Annotated in this window: 14 protein-coding genes and 1 pseudogene; 6 read left to right on the forward strand and 9 right to left on the reverse strand. The window is 71.8% G+C overall.

What is annotated here, in order from left to right; genetic code table 11:
* The first annotated feature begins 1 nt into the window (after position 1).
* The 4 genes and pseudogenes from BJY14_RS34240 (at position 2) to BJY14_RS34255 (ending at position 4,184) form a co-directional block, all read left to right on the forward strand.
* Positions 2 to 1,009 (forward strand): LacI family DNA-binding transcriptional regulator, encoded by a 1,008-nt coding sequence (locus BJY14_RS34240; protein WP_179847388.1) that lies wholly within the window; start codon positions 2 to 4, stop codon positions 1,007 to 1,009.
* A 182-nt stretch (positions 1,010 to 1,191) separates the two neighbouring features.
* A pseudogene (locus tag BJY14_RS34245) lies at positions 1,192 to 1,410 on the forward strand (hypothetical protein); the annotation flags it as partial.
* A 90-nt stretch (positions 1,411 to 1,500) separates the two neighbouring features.
* Positions 1,501 to 2,733: an RNA-guided endonuclease InsQ/TnpB family protein gene (locus BJY14_RS34250; RefSeq protein WP_179847389.1), complete on the forward strand. Its 1,233-nt coding sequence runs from the start codon at positions 1,501 to 1,503 to the stop codon at positions 2,731 to 2,733.
* A gap of 77 nt (positions 2,734 to 2,810) precedes the next feature.
* On the forward strand, positions 2,811 to 4,184 hold the full coding sequence (locus BJY14_RS34255) for a glycoside hydrolase family 3 protein (RefSeq protein WP_179847390.1): 1,374 nt from the start codon (positions 2,811 to 2,813) through the stop codon (positions 4,182 to 4,184).
* A 74-nt stretch (positions 4,185 to 4,258) separates the two neighbouring features.
* On the opposite strand, the gene BJY14_RS34260 is transcribed toward BJY14_RS34255, so the two are convergent.
* Positions 4,259 to 4,738: a nuclear transport factor 2 family protein gene (locus BJY14_RS34260; protein WP_179847391.1), complete on the reverse strand. Its 480-nt coding sequence runs from the start codon at positions 4,736 to 4,738 to the stop codon at positions 4,259 to 4,261.
* 282 nt (positions 4,739 to 5,020) lie between these two features.
* On the opposite strand from BJY14_RS34260, the gene BJY14_RS34265 reads away from it, so the two are divergent.
* Positions 5,021 to 5,413: an SSI family serine proteinase inhibitor gene (locus tag BJY14_RS34265; protein WP_179847392.1), complete on the forward strand. Its 393-nt coding sequence runs from the start codon at positions 5,021 to 5,023 to the stop codon at positions 5,411 to 5,413.
* A gap of 72 nt (positions 5,414 to 5,485) precedes the next feature.
* The gene (locus tag BJY14_RS34270) at positions 5,486 to 5,809 is read left to right on the forward strand and encodes a hypothetical protein (RefSeq protein ID WP_179847393.1); all 324 of its coding nucleotides are present in this window, start codon (positions 5,486 to 5,488) and stop codon (positions 5,807 to 5,809) included.
* Between the two features lie 18 nt (positions 5,810 to 5,827).
* Here BJY14_RS34270 and BJY14_RS34275 read toward each other — a convergent pair whose 3' ends face one another.
* From BJY14_RS34275 to BJY14_RS34310, 8 genes are all read right to left on the reverse strand, one after another.
* Positions 5,828 to 6,310, reverse strand: coding sequence for a nucleoside deaminase (locus BJY14_RS34275; RefSeq protein WP_179847394.1), 483 nt, complete (start codon positions 6,308 to 6,310; stop codon positions 5,828 to 5,830).
* 64 nt (positions 6,311 to 6,374) lie between these two features.
* Positions 6,375 to 7,385, reverse strand: a complete 1,011-nt coding sequence (locus BJY14_RS34280) for a LacI family DNA-binding transcriptional regulator (protein ID WP_179847395.1) — start codon at positions 7,383 to 7,385, stop codon at positions 6,375 to 6,377.
* Between the two features lie 36 nt (positions 7,386 to 7,421).
* The gene (locus BJY14_RS34285) at positions 7,422 to 8,846 is read right to left on the reverse strand and encodes a GH1 family beta-glucosidase (protein WP_179847396.1); all 1,425 of its coding nucleotides are present in this window, start codon (positions 8,844 to 8,846) and stop codon (positions 7,422 to 7,424) included.
* Positions 8,843 to 9,745 (reverse strand): carbohydrate ABC transporter permease, encoded by a 903-nt coding sequence (locus BJY14_RS34290; RefSeq protein WP_258939513.1) that lies wholly within the window; start codon positions 9,743 to 9,745, stop codon positions 8,843 to 8,845. Before BJY14_RS34290 ends, BJY14_RS34285 begins: the two co-directional genes overlap by 4 nt.
* On the reverse strand, positions 9,742 to 10,731 hold the full coding sequence (locus BJY14_RS34295) for a carbohydrate ABC transporter permease (protein ID WP_376770023.1): 990 nt from the start codon (positions 10,729 to 10,731) through the stop codon (positions 9,742 to 9,744). The genes BJY14_RS34290 and BJY14_RS34295 overlap by 4 nt, the downstream gene beginning before the upstream one ends.
* A 109-nt stretch (positions 10,732 to 10,840) precedes the next feature.
* Entirely contained in the window at positions 10,841 to 12,136 is a 1,296-nt protein-coding gene (locus tag BJY14_RS34300; protein WP_246396211.1) for an ABC transporter substrate-binding protein, read from the reverse strand.
* A gap of 177 nt (positions 12,137 to 12,313) precedes the next feature.
* Positions 12,314 to 13,360 carry a LacI family DNA-binding transcriptional regulator gene (locus tag BJY14_RS34305; RefSeq protein WP_179847398.1) on the reverse strand — a complete coding sequence of 349 codons (1,047 nt, stop codon included), beginning with the start codon at positions 13,358 to 13,360 and terminating at the stop codon, positions 12,314 to 12,316.
* 10 nt (positions 13,361 to 13,370) lie between these two features.
* Positions 13,371 to 15,017, reverse strand: a complete 1,647-nt coding sequence (locus BJY14_RS34310; RefSeq protein WP_179847399.1) for a glycoside hydrolase family 13 protein — start codon at positions 15,015 to 15,017, stop codon at positions 13,371 to 13,373.
* Positions 15,018 to 15,030: the final 13 nt, after the last annotated feature.

The raw sequence follows: 15,030 nt of genomic DNA on the forward strand, positions 1-15,030 counted from the left end.
CGTGGTCAAGATCACTGATGTGGCGCGGCACGCGGGAGTGTCGCCGAGCACGGTCTCCTACGTGCTGAGCGGGAAGCGCTCGATCTCCGAGGAGACCCGGCGGCGGGTCCGCGAGAGCATCCGCGAGCTCGGCTACCGGCCGCACGCGGGCGCCCGCGCGCTCGCCAGCAGCCGCTCCAACGTGCTGGCGCTGATGATCCCGCTGCGCTCCGGCATCGCCGTGCCCGTCGTCATGCAGTTCGCCGTCTCCGTCGTCACCGCCGCGCGCCGCCATGACCACGACGTCCTGCTGCTCACCCAGGAGGAGGGCGAGGACGGGCTGCGGCGCGTCGCCGACAGCGCCCTGGTCGACGCGCTGATCGTCATGGACGTCCAGATGCGGGACCCGCGGCTGCCGCTGCTGCGCTCCCTGGACCGGCCGAGCGTGCTCATCGGCTTCCCCGCCGACGCGGGCGACCTCACCTGCATCGACCTCGACTTCCACGCCGCCGGCGCGATCTGCGTCCAGCACCTCGCCGGGCTCGGCCACCGGGAGATCGTGCTGATCGGCTCGCCGCCCGAGGTGTACGCGCGGCAGACCGGCTACGCCCAGCGGGTCGCCGACGGGTTCGCCGCCGCGGTCGGCGAGCACGGGCTGACCGGCGACGTCCACCCGTGCGAGGCGACCGCGGACGCGGCCCGCGCGCTCGTCGCCCGCCTCCTCGCCGAGCGTCCCGGCCTCACCGGCGTCCTCGTCCACAACGAGCCGGTCGTCGGCCCCGTGGTGCGGGCGCTGCGCGCGGCGGGCCGGCGCGTCCCCGAGGACGTGTCCGTCGTCGCGCTGTGCCCGGACGAGATGGCCGAGCACGCCGAGCCGCCGCTGACGTCGGTGGCGATCCCCGCCGAGGAGGTCGGCGGGCGCGCCGTGGAACTGCTGATGTCCAAGCTCGACGGCGTGCCCGTGCCCGCCGCGACCCTGCTCCCGCCCACCCTGACCGCGCGCGCCAGCAGCGCGCCCGCGCCCCGCTGAGGGGCGGTCCCCGACACGCTGCCAAAGGAGGGATGGGGCCCTTTCCGCCCCGCTATCGAAGCGCTTCGACACGCCATCGCTCGGGGGACGTTCCAGAAGGAGATCCGTTGCATCGAACCCGTCGCGACCCCCGTTCCCCCGGCCGGCGCAGCCGGTCGCTGACCCTCGTCCTCGCCGCCGCGCTGGCGGCCCCCCTCGCGTGGACGGCGCCCGCCGCGGCCCGCGAGGCCTACCCGTTCCGCGACCCGCGGCTGCCCGTCCAGGCCCGGGTGGACGACCTGGTCGGAAGGCTCACGCTCGACGAGAAGATCTCACTGCTGCACCAGTACCAGCCCGCCATCCCGCGGCTCGGCATCGGCCGGTTCAAGACGGGCACCGAGGCCCTGCACGGCGTCGCGTGGTCGACCGACGGAGGAAAGGGCCCGTTGACGAAGCGCTTCGACTCCCCGTTTTGCTGCGGCGTGTCGTAGACCGTACCTAGGATCCGGGGTGTGCACCTGAGGTACCAGTTCAGGCTCTATCCGGCTCCCTGCCAGGAGCAGGCGCTGGCCAGGGCTTTCGGGTGTGCGCGGGTGGTGTTCAACGACGCCCTGCGGGCACGTGAACAGGCGTATGCGGCGGGCCTGGCGTATCTGCCGGATGGGGAGCTGTCCAAGCGGGTCATCACCGAGGCGAAGAAGTCTCCCGAGCGGGTGTGGCTGGGCGAGGTCTCGGCCGTGGTCCTGCAGCAGGCTCTGGCGGATCTGAACGCCGCCTACCGCAACTTCTTCGCGTCGGTGTCCGGGAGGCGGAAGGGCCGCGTGATCGCGGCGCCCCGGTACCGGTCCCGCAAGGACCGGCGGCAGGCGATCAGGTTCACCCGCAATGCCCGCTGGAAGATCACTGCGGGCGGGAGGCTGCGCCTGCCCAAGATCGGGGACGTGCCCGTGCGGTGGTCCCGCACACTGCCGTCCGTGCCGTCGTCAGTGACGGTGATCCGGGACGCGGCGGGCCGGTACTTCGCCTCCTTCGTCGTCGAAACCGGCAACGAGCCACTGCCGCAGACGGAAGCCGAGATTGGCGTCGATCTAGGACTGACGCATTTCGCGGTGCTGTCGGACGGCCGCAAGATCAGCAGCCCTAGATTCCTGCGCCGCGCCGAGCGCAAGCTCCGCAAGGCCCAGCAGGCCCTGTCCCGCAAGACCAGCGGGTCGGCCAACCGGCGCAAAGCCGCCGCAAGGGCCGCCCGGCTGCACGCGCGGGTCACCGACGCGCGGCGCGACCACCACCACAAGCTCTCCACCCAACTGATCCGCGACAACCAAGCGGTCTACGTGGAGAACCTGTGCGTGAACGGTCTGGCCCGCACGGGGCTCGCCAAATCCGTGCACGACGCGGGCTGGTCCCAGTTCCTGGCGATGCTGGAGTACAAGGCCGCCCGGCACGGGCGCACCTTCGCCAAGATCGACCGCTGGTTCCCCTCCTCCAAGCTATGCGGGACGTGCGGGAAGGTCGCCGAGTCGATGCCGCTGAACATCCGCAAGTGGGGCTGCGCGTGCGGCGCGGTCCACGACCGGGACGTCAACGCCGCCAACAACATCCTGGCCGCCGGACAGGCGGACAGGCTAAACGACCGTCGAGCGCAGGCAAGACCAGGACTTGTCCCGGCACCGCGCAGTGAAGCGGTAACCCACCCGGACGCCGCGCGGTCCACGCGCAGCGTGGAGGGGATCTCCGCCCTATAGGACGGAGAGGATGTCAAAACTGGGGCGACACCTTCGCCAACGACCAGGACCAGCCGAACGGATGGTTCGTCCAGCAGATGTTCGAGTTGGAGAAGCAGGAAGGCGGCGACTACCTGCTCCGCTACGCCGGGTACGAGAAGGCCTACGACTGGGCCGACCCGGCGAAGACCTACGTGAAGGCGCAGGACGACGGAACGCTCGCCCTCACCACGAAGGCCGAGGCGTCCCGCTTCTCCAAGGACGTCGTCAGCAGCGGCGTGGACTCCGCGGTCAAGGCCGTGACGGGCGCCGGAGCCGCCGTCGTCGTGGTCGGCAGCATGCCGTTCATCAACGGCCGCGAGGACCACGACCGCACCTCGATGGCGCTCGCCGAAGGGCAGTCGGAACTCGTCAAGGCCGTCCGCAAGGCGAACCCGAACACGGTCGTGGTGGTGGAGAACAGCTACCCCACGACGCTCGACTGGGAGCAGGAGAACGTCCCCGCGATCCTGTGGACGAGCCACGCCGGAGCCGAGACGGGCAACGCCCTGGCGTCCCTGCTGTTCGGCGACGAGAGCCCCTCGGGCAAGCTGCCGCAGACCTGGTACCGCTCCGGCGCCGCCCTGCCCGACATCCTCGACTACGACATCATCAAGTCGGACCGGACGTACCAGTACTACAAGGGCAAGCCGCTCTACCCGTTCGGCCACGGCCTGTCCTACACCACGTTCCGGTACGGTCGGCCGCGCCTCAGCGCCCGCTCCGTCGACCGCGACGGGACGGTGACCGTCACGGTCCCGGTGACCAACACCGGCGGGAAGGCCGGGGACGAGGTCGTCCAGCTCTACACGCACCAGCGGGAGTCGCGGGTGAAGCAGCCGGTGAAGAGGCTGCGCGCCTTCGCCAGGGTCCACGCCGCCCCCGGTCAGACGGTGACGGCGGAGCTCCGGCTGAACGCGTCGGACCTCGCCGTCTGGGACGTCACGCGCGGCAGGTGGGCGGTCGAGAAGTCGAAGCACGACCTGCTCATCGGCTCCTCGTCCACCGACGTCCGGCGGCGCGCGGTCCTCGACGTGCGCGGCGAGACGATCCCCGCCCGCGACCTCGCCGGGCCGACCCGCGCCGCCGACTTCGACGACCAGAGCGGCGTCCGGCTGGTCGACGAGACGAAGACGTCCGGTGACGCGGTGACCGGTGCGCCCGGTTCCTGGCTGAAGTTCGCGGACGCGGCCCTCGGTTCGTCCACCGGCAGGATCACCGCTCGCGTGGCGGGCACGTCCGCGACCATCATCGAGGTCCGCCTGGACCGCCCGAACGGCCCCCTCGCCGGGACCCTCACCGTCCCGTCCACGGACGGCGCCTACAGCTACAAGGAGATCAGCGCGCCACTGACCGGAACCCGCGGAAACCGCGACGTCTACCTGGTCCTCAAGGGCGAGACCCGCCTGAGCACTTTCTCCATGACCCGCTGACCCTCTCCTGGCGCGAGGGGCGCGACCTCACAGGTTCGCGCCCCTCAGCGCCTGGAGGGCGTCGGTGGTGGCACCTACCCCTGGTGAGGTGACGAGGCGCGGGGCGGGAGGTTCTCGGGGCGGCGGAGGTGGTGGGTCAGGTCGCCCGCCAGGTCGAGGGTGATGCGGCGGGAGGTGAAGTGCCAGCGGCCGCCGGTGCGGGTGAAGGCGTCGTCGTAGGTGCCGCAGGCGATGGGCTGGAGGGGGAGGCCCGGGACGGCCTGGAGGACGGTGTAGTACGCATTGGACGTCGCCGTGCCCGCCTCCTCGTCCACCTCGACGGCGAGGTTCGTGGTGACGTGCTTGGTGCGGAGGGTGCCGTCGGGGTGGACGATCACGGTCCGCTCGAACATCGCCGCGATCGCCTCGCCGCCGCGCAGGGTGCCGCCGCTGCCGGTGAACGAGGCGTCGGCGAACAGGTCGCGGATGCCCGCGAAGTCGGCGCCGTCCACGCACGCGGCGTAGCGGTGGACGAGGTTGGCGATGGCCTGGTGGCTCGGCTGGTCGGCGGGCATGGGCCTGATCCTGGTGCACGGGCGGGGCGGCTCGGCGGGCCGGGTCCCGGTGGACGGGACGGCGCGGATAGCACACCCGGCGGGCAATTCACCACATATTGGCATTGCACATTCCGGCAGACGTGATTTAAGAATGAACGGGTGGCCGGTGTGGGACGTGGAATGGCCTTGTTTGAGGGAGTTTGTGGCACCTAATGTCTGGATGCGGCGGGACATCCACCACCATTCGATGCCCCGCCGGCCATTGCCGCAGATCGCGGTGGGCAATCCAGGGAGGAAGACATGCACATGTCGCGTGCCCGTTTCCGGTGGGCGGCCGTTCTGGCCGGAATGGCGATGATCGCCCCGGCCGTGCCGGCCCGGGCGGACGGCCCGGCCGGCGCCTACCTGCTCACGGTGGCGCCGCGGAGCGGTCCCGCCACCACGCGGACCCTGTGGTGCGACCCGGACGGAGGGACGCACGGCGCCGCTTCCCAGGCCTGCGACCAGCTCGAAGCCGCCGGCGGCGAGATCGGGCTCGTTCCCGCGCGGCCGGACCCGTGCACGCTGGAGCACGCGCCCGTCACGCTGATCGCGAACGGCGTCTGGCACGGAACCGCCCGGCATTTCACGCGGACGTATGCGAACCGGTGCCTCGCCGTGCGCGCCACCGGTGGAATCCTTTTCGGCGAGTAACCCACGATCTGCGGGCCGCCGGAATGGGGAGCGGGGTGCCGTCCGGCGGCCCGCGCAAAAGGAGAGAGAGCCATGCTCGCCCACATCGGGCCGGACGTGCTGGTCACCTACGAGCGTTCCGGGGGTTTTGCCGGAATTCACCAGAAAGTTACCGTGGACAGGTCGGGAACGGCGCTCGTCAATGACGAGAAGGTCGCGGTCGGCGCGGAGGAGATGCGCGGCCTGGAGGACGCGCTGAGCCGCGTCGTCACCACCGGGTCCTCGTCCGCGGGCTGCCAGGTGGCCGACCACTTCACCTACACGCTCACCTACCGCGGGCACCGGGCGACCCGGTGCTGGCTGCCGTCCGACTGGCGCGACGCCGTCGAGCGGCTGGAGGCACTGACCGGGCCGTGAGCCCCGGGGGCGCCGCCCTCAGGCGGAGGCGCGCGTGTGCAGCTCGCGCATCGCCGCTTCGAGGGCGGCGACCGGGCCGTCCACCGGGACGCCCGGCGCCACCTCCCGCACCGGGATGGCGTTGACCGGCCCGGCCTCGGCGCCCAGCTCGGTGCGCAGGGCCACGAGCTGCCGGGACGACATGATGTAGACGATCCGGCCGAGACCGACCCAGGCGTGCGCGGCCGAGCACATCGGGCAGTGCTCGCCCGAGGTGTAGACGGTGGCCGCCGCGCGCTCGTCCGGCGTCATGTGGTTCGCCGCCCACCGCGCGATCTCGAACTCGGGGTGGCGGGTCTGGTCGCCGTCCGCCGTGCGGTTGCGGTCTTCGAACAGGACCTCGCCGGACGCCGACACCAGCACGGACCCGAACGGCTCGTCGGCCGACTCCAGCGCCTCCCGCGCAAGCTCCACGCAGCGGTCGAGGAAGACGCGCTCGGCGGCGGTCGGTTCGTAGGCCATGTCTGAGCTCCTTGCCCGCGGGACGACTCGCACGATCATAGGCGCGGCGCGGGCCGGCCCGGGCTCACGCGGAGTCGCGCAGCACCAGGTGGGGGCGCAGGATGACGACCGGGTCCGCGACGGTCTCGCCGCGGATCCGGGACACCAGCAGCCGGGCCATCTCCCGGCCCATCTCCTCCGGCGACTGGTGGACGGTGCTGAGCGGCGGGTCGGCCAGCGGCGCGGCGGCCGAGTCGTCGAAGCCGATCACCGCGACGTCGCCGGGGATGCTGCGCCCGCTGCGGTGCAGGACCCGCAGCGCGCCGAGCGCCATCGGGTCGTCGGCGGCGAACACCGCGTCCAGCTCCGGCTCGGCGGCCAGCAGCCGCTCCGCCGCGGTGATGCCGCTGGCCTCGCCGAAGTCGCCGTACTCGACGTACTCGGGCAGCCCCGCCGCGGCGAGGGCCTCCCGGTAGCCGGCCAGCCGGTCGATGCCGACCCCCATGTCCTGGGGGCCGGCGATGGTCGCGATGCGCCGCCGGCCGCCCGCGATGAGGTGGCCGACGGCCTCGCGGGCGCCGCTGCGGTTGTCGACGTCGACGTAGCTGACCGGGTGCAGGCCGGGCGGGCGGCCGCCGAGGACGGTCGGCACGCCGTTGGCCTCCAGCTTCGCGGGCAGCGGGTCCTCGGCGTGCAGGGAGGTGAGGAGCACCCCGTCCACGTGCTGGGTGGTGAGGTAGTCCTCCAGCCGGCCGTACTCGTCGGGGGAGCGGGCGAGGGCGAGCAGGAGCTGCAGGCCGGTGTCGCCGAGGCCGTTGCTGATCCCGCGGATGATCCCGGCGAAGTACGGCTCGCCGAACAGCCGCTGGTCGGACTCGGCGACGACCAGGGCGACGGTGTCGGTGCGGCGGGTGACGAGGGTGCGGGCCGCGCGGTTCGGCACGTACCCGAGCTCCTCGATCGCCTTCAGCACCGCCTCGCGGGCCTGCGGGCTGACCCGCGGCGAGCCGTTGACCACCCGGGACACCGTGCCGCGGCCCACGCCGGCCCGCGCCGCGACCTCCTCCAGGGTCGGGCGCGTGCTCCTGCCCGTCATCTGGCCCCCTTCGTCCGTGCCGTCGCCCCCGCCGGGTCAGCCCCGCTCGGGCAGCCCGCCCCGCCGGATCACTCCGGCGTACCACCGTGCGCTGTCCTTGGGCACCCGGCGCTGCGTGGCGTAATCGACGTGGACCAGCCCGAAACGCTTGGAGTAGCCCCAAGCCCATTCGAAATTATCCAGCAGCGACCACGTGAAATAGCCGTGCAGTGGGACGCCCTCGGAGATGGCGTCGTGGCAGGCCCGCAGGTGCGCGTCGAGGTAGGCGATGCGGCCCGCGTCTTGGACCGTGCCATCCTCGTCAGGGACCTCGTCGTAGCCGGCGCCGTTCTCGGTGATGTACAGCGGGACGGACGGGTACTCGCGGTGCAGCCGGGTCAGCACCTCGTGCAGGCCGCCCTCGTCGATCTCCCAGCCCATCCCGGTGACCGGGCGTCCCGCCGGGACGAACCGGACGTGGGCGCTTCCGGGCCAGGGGGAGTTCGTCGCGAACGGCGACGACGCGGTCTGCGCCGCCTCGCCGGGCGTCCCCGCGACGGTGTGCCGCGAGTAGTAGTTGATGCCCAGCTGGTCGAGCGGCTGGTTGATGACCGCGAGGTCCGCGTCGGGCGGGGTGAACCCGTAGCGGGAGGTGTCGGCGAGGACGTCCTCGGGATAGTGGCCGAGCAGCAGCGGGTCGAGGAACAGCCGGTTCTGCAGCCCGTCGATCCGGCGCGCCGCGTCGGCGTCGGCGGGGTCACCGGTCGCGGGGGAGACCGCGTAGAGGTTGACGGCGGCGCCGAAGCGGTTGTCCGGGTGGCGCGCCCGCATCGCCTCGACGGCCAGGCCGTGCCCGAGCATGAGGTGGTGCGCGGCCAGCAGGGACGCCGGCGGGTCGACGCGCCCGGGCGCGTGGTCGCCGGAGGCGTAGCCGAGGAACGCCGCGCACCACGGCTCGTTCACCGTCATCCAGTGCGTGACGCGGTCGCCGAGCGCCGCGTGCACGTGGTCGGCGTACTCGGCGAACCGGTGGGCGGTCTCCCGCTCGGGCCAGCCGCCCTTGTCCTCCAGCGGCTGCGGGAGGTCCCAGTGGTAGAGCGTCGGCCACGGCTCGATGCCCGCCTCCAGCAGCGCGTCCACCAGCCGCCGGTAGAAGTCGAGGCCCTCGGAGTTGAAGGCCCCGGCCCCGGACGGCTGCACCCGCGGCCAGGAGATCGAGAACCGGTACGCGGTGAGCCCGAGGTCGGCCATGAGCGCCACGTCCTCGGGGAAGCGGTGGTAGTGGTCCACCGCGACGTCGCCGGTCTCGCCGCGCAGGACCTTGCCCGGCGTGCGGCAGAAGGTGTCCCAGATGGACGGGCCGCGCCCGCCCTCGCCCGCGGCGCCCTCGATCTGGTAGGCGGCGGTGGCGGCCCCCCAGCGGAACCCGGTCGGGAAGGGGGCGGCGGGAGCCGCGCTGGTGTCGTCCTTGAGGGAGGTCACGCCTTCACTGCACCTTCCATGATCCCGCCGATGATCTGGCGGCCGAAAACGATGAACACCACGAGCAGCGGCAGGATCGCCACGCTGGTCCCGGCGAACATGAGCGTGTAGTCCTTGAAGTAGGCGTTGGCCAGGTTGTTGATGGACAGCTGGACCGTCGGGTTGTCCGGGCTCAGCACGGCCAGCGGCCACATGAACTCGTTCCAGGTCTGCATGAACGTGAACAGCCCGAGGACGCCCGCGGCGGGGCGCAGCGCGGGGAGCACGACCCGCCAGTAGATGCCGAACGTGGTGCACCCGTCGACGCGGGCCGCCTCGATCAGCTCGTCCGGGACGGCCTGGTCGGCGTACTGCCGCATCATGAACACCCCGAACCCGGTGACCAGGAACGGGACGATGACCGCCTGCAGGTGGTTCTGCCAGCCCAGCTTCACCATGATCATGTAGAGCGGGATGATGCCCATCTGCACCGGGATCATCATCGTCGCGATGATGGTGAGCAGCAGCCCGTTCTTGCCGCGGAAGCGCAGCTTGGCGAACGCGAACCCGGCCAGCGAGGCGAAGAACACCGTGGAGACCGTCACCGCGGCGGAGGCGATCGCGGAGTTCAGCAGGCCCTTGGCGAAGTAGGCCTCCGGGTTGTCGAACAGCCGGCCGACGTTGTCGCCGCCGTGGCCGCCCGGCAGCAGCGGCGGCGGGACGTCGGCGACCACGCTGTTCGTGCGGGTCGCCACGATGATCATCCAGTAGATCGGGAAGATCGACAGCGCGAGCGCCACGACCAGCGTGAGGTAGGTGAGCGGGCTGGCGTTCCACAGGCCGCGGTAGCGGCCGGGGTGCGCGGCGGCGCGCCTGCCGCCGCGGTCGCGGCCGCCGGGGCCGGCGAGGAGCGTGGTCACTTGGTGCCTCCCGTGCGGCGCACGGCCAGGAAGTTGATCAGGGAGAACACGATGATCATCACGAACAGCGCCCAGGCGACCGTCGCGCCGTAGCCGTAGCGGTCATGGCCGAACGCGTTGTCGTACATGTACATCGTGATCGTCTGGAACTGGTGCATCGGGCCGCCGTCCATCTTGTTCGGCGTGCCGACGCTGAACAGCACGGGCTCGGTGAACAGCTGGAGCCCGCCGATCGTCGAGATGATCACCGTGAAGATGATGGTGGGGCGCAGCATCGGCACCGTGATCTGCCAGAACTGCCGGAGCCGGGACGCGCCGTCGATCGCGGCGGCCTCGTAGAGGTCCTTGGGGATCGCCTGCATGGCGGCCAGGTAGATGAGCGCGTTGTAGCCGGTCCAGCGCCAGTCCACCATCATCGCGATGGCGGCCCAGGACCAGCCGCGGCTGCTCGACCAGTGGATCGGGTCGATGCCGACCAGCCCGATCGCCCAGTTGATCATGCCCCAGTCCTTGTCGAACATCTGGGTGAACACGATCGCGACGGCGGCGGTCGAGGTGACCAGCGGGGCGACCATCCCGATCCGGAACATGGTCGGCAGCCGCATCCGCCGGTTCAGGGTGTTGGCGATGAGCAGCGCGAGCACGAGCTGCGGGCCGGTCGACAGGACGAAGATCCCGAGGGTGTTGACCGTGGCGTGCCAGAAGTCGGCGTCGCTCAGCAGGTAGTCGTAGTTGTCGAGCCCGACGAACTCGCGGGTCCCGGAGGCCAGCTCCCAGTCGTGCAGGGAGACCCACAGCGTGTAGACGAGCGGGAAGGCGCCGAAGACCAGGAAGACGAGGTAGAACGGCGAGATGAAGGCGTAGGGGGCGCCCTTCACGTCGAGCCGGGCCAGCCGGGCGCGCCAGGTGGGGCGCGGCCCCGGCGGCGCCGGCGCCGGGGAGGCCGTCGGCGGGCCGTTCCGGCCGGGGCGCAGATCGGTGGTCACGTCGTGCGCCTCCTTTCCGAGGACGGGACGAAGCGGGGGAGTGGGAACGGCGGCGGCGCCGGCGGGGAGGTGCGGTCCGGCGCCGCCGCCGTGGTCGGGGGACCGCCGGTTACCTGGCGGCCTTCTTCGCCTCGTCGACGGACTTCGTCCAGGCCTGGTCGGGCTTCTGCTTGCCCTGGCCCACGGAGATCAGGACGTTCTCCACCGCGGCGCGCACGTCCTCGTTCTTCGGCCCGAGGTGCACCGGCTTCACCGCGGCCACCAGCTGGCCGAAGATCTGCCCGATCGGGGCGTCGTTGAAGTACGCGCTCTTGGCGCCCGCGACCGCCGGGTCCTGCGCGGCCTGCGGCGAGGACGGGAAGACGTTCGCGGCCTTGAACGCGCCGACCTGGCCCTCGGGGGAGGTCAGGTACTCGGCCAGCTCGGCGGCGGCCTTGGCGTGCTTGGTCTGCTTGGGCACCGCGAGCCACGAGCCGCCCCAGTAGCCGGAGCCGCCGGGCGTGGTCGCCACGTCCCACTTGCCCTTGCCGGCCGAGCCGGAGAACTCCTCGATGCCGCCGAGCATCCAGGACGGGCACGGCAGGGTCGCGAAGGTGTCGCGCTTGAGGGCGGTCTGCCACGGCGGCGTGAAGATCGACATGTCGGAGGTGAGCTTGCTCGTCTCGAACTTCAGCGACGTGTCGAACGCCTGCTTGACCGCCGGGTTGCTGTCGAAGACGAGGTTGTCGCTCTTGTCGAAGAAGCTGTAGCCCGCGCCGCTGCCGGCGTTCTGCAGGACGGTGGCGCGGAAGACGGCGGTGGGGCCGTCCAGCCACTTGCTGCCGGGCACCTTCTCCTGGAACTTCTGGCCCGTGGACAGGAACGCGTCCCACGTCGGCCAGAGCTTGCCGACCTCGGTGCGGTCGGTGGGCAGGCCCGCCTTCTTGAACAGGTCCGTGCGGTAGCACATGGCGAGGGGGCCGACGTCGGTGCCGAGGCCGATGAGCTGCTTGCCGTCGGGGGTGAGGCCCGCCTGCCACTTCCACGGCAGGAAGTTCTTCTCCAGGTTCTTGCCGCCGTAGTCGAACAGGTTGAGGAACTTGGCCTTCTGCTGCATGTAGAGCGGCAGGATGCCCTCCTCCAGCATGACGACGTCGCCCGCGCCGCTGCCGGTCGCCATCCACTGCTGGATGCGCGGCTTGTACTCGTCCAGGGTGGAGACCTTGCGCTGCTTGATCTTCACGTTGGGGTGGGACTGCTCGTACTGCTTGTAGAGCGCGTCGTAACCCGGCTCGCCGAAGACGTCGACGGTCAGCTCGACCGGCCCGCTGTCGGAGCCCCCCTTGTCGTCGTCGCCGTCGCCGCACGCGACGGCGAGGCCGCCGACGAGTACCGCCGCCATCGCCGTACTCAGTCCGCGCCGCATGATGGCCCTCATGGCGGACCCCTCTCAGGTTGTGGTGGTGCATCGGTGTGGGAGCGCTCCCACGGATGAAAGACCGTGACCCGGCTCACTGTCAATGTGCCGAAACATAACCGTTACAAGAACCTGGCTCGCGCGACAGCCGGGTCAGGCCTGGTCCGACACCCCGTCAGGCCCGGGTCAGCCCTCCTTGGCGGAGGTCAGCCGGGCCGCCGACGGGGCCGGCGCCGTCGACCGCCGGACGACGAGTTCCGGCCGGTAGAGCAGCTCGGTGCGGGGCGCGCGGGCGCCGCGGATCTCGTCCAGGACGGTGCTCACCGCGGCCATCGACATCTCCCGCACCGACTGCCGGACGGTGGTCAGCGGCGGGTCGAGGTAGGCGGTCAGCAGCGAGTCGTCCATGCCGGTGACCGACACGTCCTCGGGCACCTGGAGGCCGCGCGCCCGGGCGGCCCGGATCGCGCCGAGGGCCATGATGTCGTTGCCGCCGCAGATCGCCGTGCAGCCCGCGTCGAGCAGCTTCGCGGCCGCCGCCTGCCCGCCCTCGACGGTGTACATGGTGTTGACGACCAGCTCGTCCACCTCGTCCGGGGCGAGCCCGGTGTGCGCGGCCATCCCGCGCCGGAACCCCTCGCTCTTGCGCCGCGTCGGCACGTACACGTCCTGGCCGATCGCGAGGCCGATCCGGCGGTGGCCCATTGCGGCCAGGTGCGCGACCACCGCCTCCATCGACGCCACGTCGTCGTTGGAGATGTACGGCGCGTCGATGTCGGGTCGGTAGCCGTTGATCAGGACGATCGGCAGGGCCTGCTCGAGCAGCCGGGCGTAGCGGGCGCGGTCGGAGTTGGCGTTGGCGTGCAGGCCGTTGACGAAGATGATCCCCGCGACGCCGCGCTCCAGCAGCATCTCGATGTAGTCGTCCTCGGCGACGCCGCCCGGCGCCTGCGAGCACAGCACCGCCATGTACCCGTGCCGGGCCAGCGCGCTCTCGATGACCTCCGCGAACGCCGGGAAGATCGGGTTGGTCAGCTCGGGGATGATCAGCCCGATCAGCCCGGCCCGCTGCTGGCGCAGCCGGGCCGGGCGCTCGTACCCGAGCACGTCCAGGGCGGTCAGCACCGCCTGGCGCGTGGTCGGGGACACGCCCGGCTTGCCGTTGAGCACGCGGCTCACGGTCGCCTCGCTCACCCCGGCGTGCGCCGCGATGTCCGCCAGGCGTGTCGTCATGGCTTTCAAGTTATCCCTCCTCGACGTCCCACCACAGTGCGGTGTCCGGGGGCAGGTCGACGTCTCCGCCGTTCACGGAGCCGTCGGCGCGGACCGGCCCGCTCGCCAGGAGCGGGGTCCCCCGCACACGGACGCGCGCGGTGGCGTCGCCCATGTTGACCGCGCACGCGAGCCGCCCGTTCCCGCCCCCGGCCGCACGCACGAAGACCAGTGTGCCGGGTGAGCTCGCTATCCAGGACAAATCCCCGTCCCCGAGTGCCGGATGCTCGCGGCGCAGGCGCAGCGCCGCGCGGTAGAGCGCCAGCATGGAACCGGGCTCGCCGTCCTGCGCGGCGACGGTCAGGTCGCGCCACGCGGTGGGGATCGGGAGCCACGGCGCGGCGCCCGCGCCGAACCCGAACGGGGGCTCCTCGCCCTCCCACGGCAGCGGGACGCGGCAGCCGTCGCGGCCCGCGCCCTCGCCGCGCAGCCGCTGCGGGTCCTGCTGGAACTCCTCCGGCAGGTCCAGCACCTCCGGCAGGCCGAGCTCCTCGCCCTGGTAGACGTAGGACGAGCCGGGCAGCGCGAGCGTCAGCAGCGCGGCCGCGCGGGCGCGCCGCAGGCCGGTCTCGCCGTCGCCGTACCGGGTGACGTGCCGTTTCACGTCGTGGTTGGACAGCACCCAGGTCGCGGGCGCGCCGACGGCCCCGGCGGTGTGCAGCGACTCCTCGATCACCGCCCGCATCCCGGCCGCCTCCCAGGGCGCGGTCAGGTAGTGGAAGTTGAACGCCTGGTGCAGCTCGTCGGGACGCGTGTAGTCGGCGAGCCGCTGAGGCGTGGGCGCCCACGCCTCAGCGACGGCGATCCGCTCGCCGCCGTAGGAGTCGAGCAGGCGGCGCCACGCGCGGTGGATGTCGTGGACGGCGTCCTGGTCGAAGTAGGGCAGGACGGCCGTGCCGAGCATTTCCGTCTGGTTGGGGTGGCCCACGTCGGGCAGGCCCGGCGCCTTGGCCATGCCGTGCGCGACGTCCACGCGGAAGCCGTCCACGCCGAGGTCGAGCCAGAACCTCAGGACGTCGGCGAACTCGGCGTGGACCTCGGGGTTCTCCCAGTTCAGGTCGGGCTGCTCGGGTGCGAACAGGTGCAGGTACCACTGGCCGTCCGGGACCCGCGTCCAGGCGGGGCCGCCGAACACCGACTCCCAGTCGTTCGGGGGTTCGGCGCCGTCCGGCCCCCGCCCGTCCCGGAAGACGTAGCGGTCGCGCTCGGCGGATCCGGGGGGCGCGGCGAGCGCGGCCCCGAACCAGGCGTGCCGGTCGGAGGTGTGGTTCGGCACGACGTCCACGATGATCCGCAGCCCGTGCGCGTGCGCGTCCGCGATGAGGTCGCGGGCGTCGGCGAGGGTGCCGAACAGCGGGTCGACGTCGCGGTAGTCCGCCACGTCGTAGCCGAAGTCGGCCATCGGCGAGACGTAGAACGGCGTGAGCCACAGCGCGTCGACGCCGAGGCCGGCCAGGTAGGGCAGCCGGGACCGGATGCCCGGCAGGTCGCCGACGCCGTCGCCGTCGGAGTCGGCGAAGCTGCGCACGTACACCTGGTAGATGACGGCGTCGCGCCACCAGCCGCCGCCCTCGGCGCGGTCGCCCGCGGTGTGGACGAGCAGGGTGTCCTGGGTCATGAACATCCTTCGT

Source organism: Actinomadura luteofluorescens (assembly GCF_013409365.1).
GTDB lineage: Bacteria > Actinomycetota > Actinomycetes > Streptosporangiales > Streptosporangiaceae > Spirillospora > Spirillospora luteofluorescens.

Bases quoted from the DNA above. Each gene is read 5' to 3' on its own strand.
- BJY14_RS34255 (WP_179847390.1), top strand. From the start codon at position 2,811: ATGTTCGAGTTGGAGAAGCAGGAAGGCGGCGACTACCTGCTCCGCTAC.
- BJY14_RS34300 (WP_246396211.1), bottom strand. From the start codon at position 12,136: ATGCGGCGCGGACTGAGTACGGCGATGGCGGCGGTACTCGTCGGCGGC.
- BJY14_RS34280 (WP_179847395.1), bottom strand. From the start codon at position 7,385: ATGACGGGCAGGAGCACGCGCCCGACCCTGGAGGAGGTCGCGGCGCGG.
- BJY14_RS34275 (WP_179847394.1), bottom strand. From the start codon at position 6,310: ATGGCCTACGAACCGACCGCCGCCGAGCGCGTCTTCCTCGACCGCTGC.
- BJY14_RS34305 (WP_179847398.1), bottom strand. From the start codon at position 13,360: ATGACGACACGCCTGGCGGACATCGCGGCGCACGCCGGGGTGAGCGAG.
- BJY14_RS34310 (WP_179847399.1), bottom strand. From the start codon at position 15,017: ATGACCCAGGACACCCTGCTCGTCCACACCGCGGGCGACCGCGCCGAG.
- BJY14_RS34265 (WP_179847392.1), top strand. From the start codon at position 5,021: ATGCACATGTCGCGTGCCCGTTTCCGGTGGGCGGCCGTTCTGGCCGGA.
- BJY14_RS34270 (WP_179847393.1), top strand. From the start codon at position 5,486: ATGCTCGCCCACATCGGGCCGGACGTGCTGGTCACCTACGAGCGTTCC.
- BJY14_RS34260 (WP_179847391.1), bottom strand. From the start codon at position 4,738: ATGCCCGCCGACCAGCCGAGCCACCAGGCCATCGCCAACCTCGTCCAC.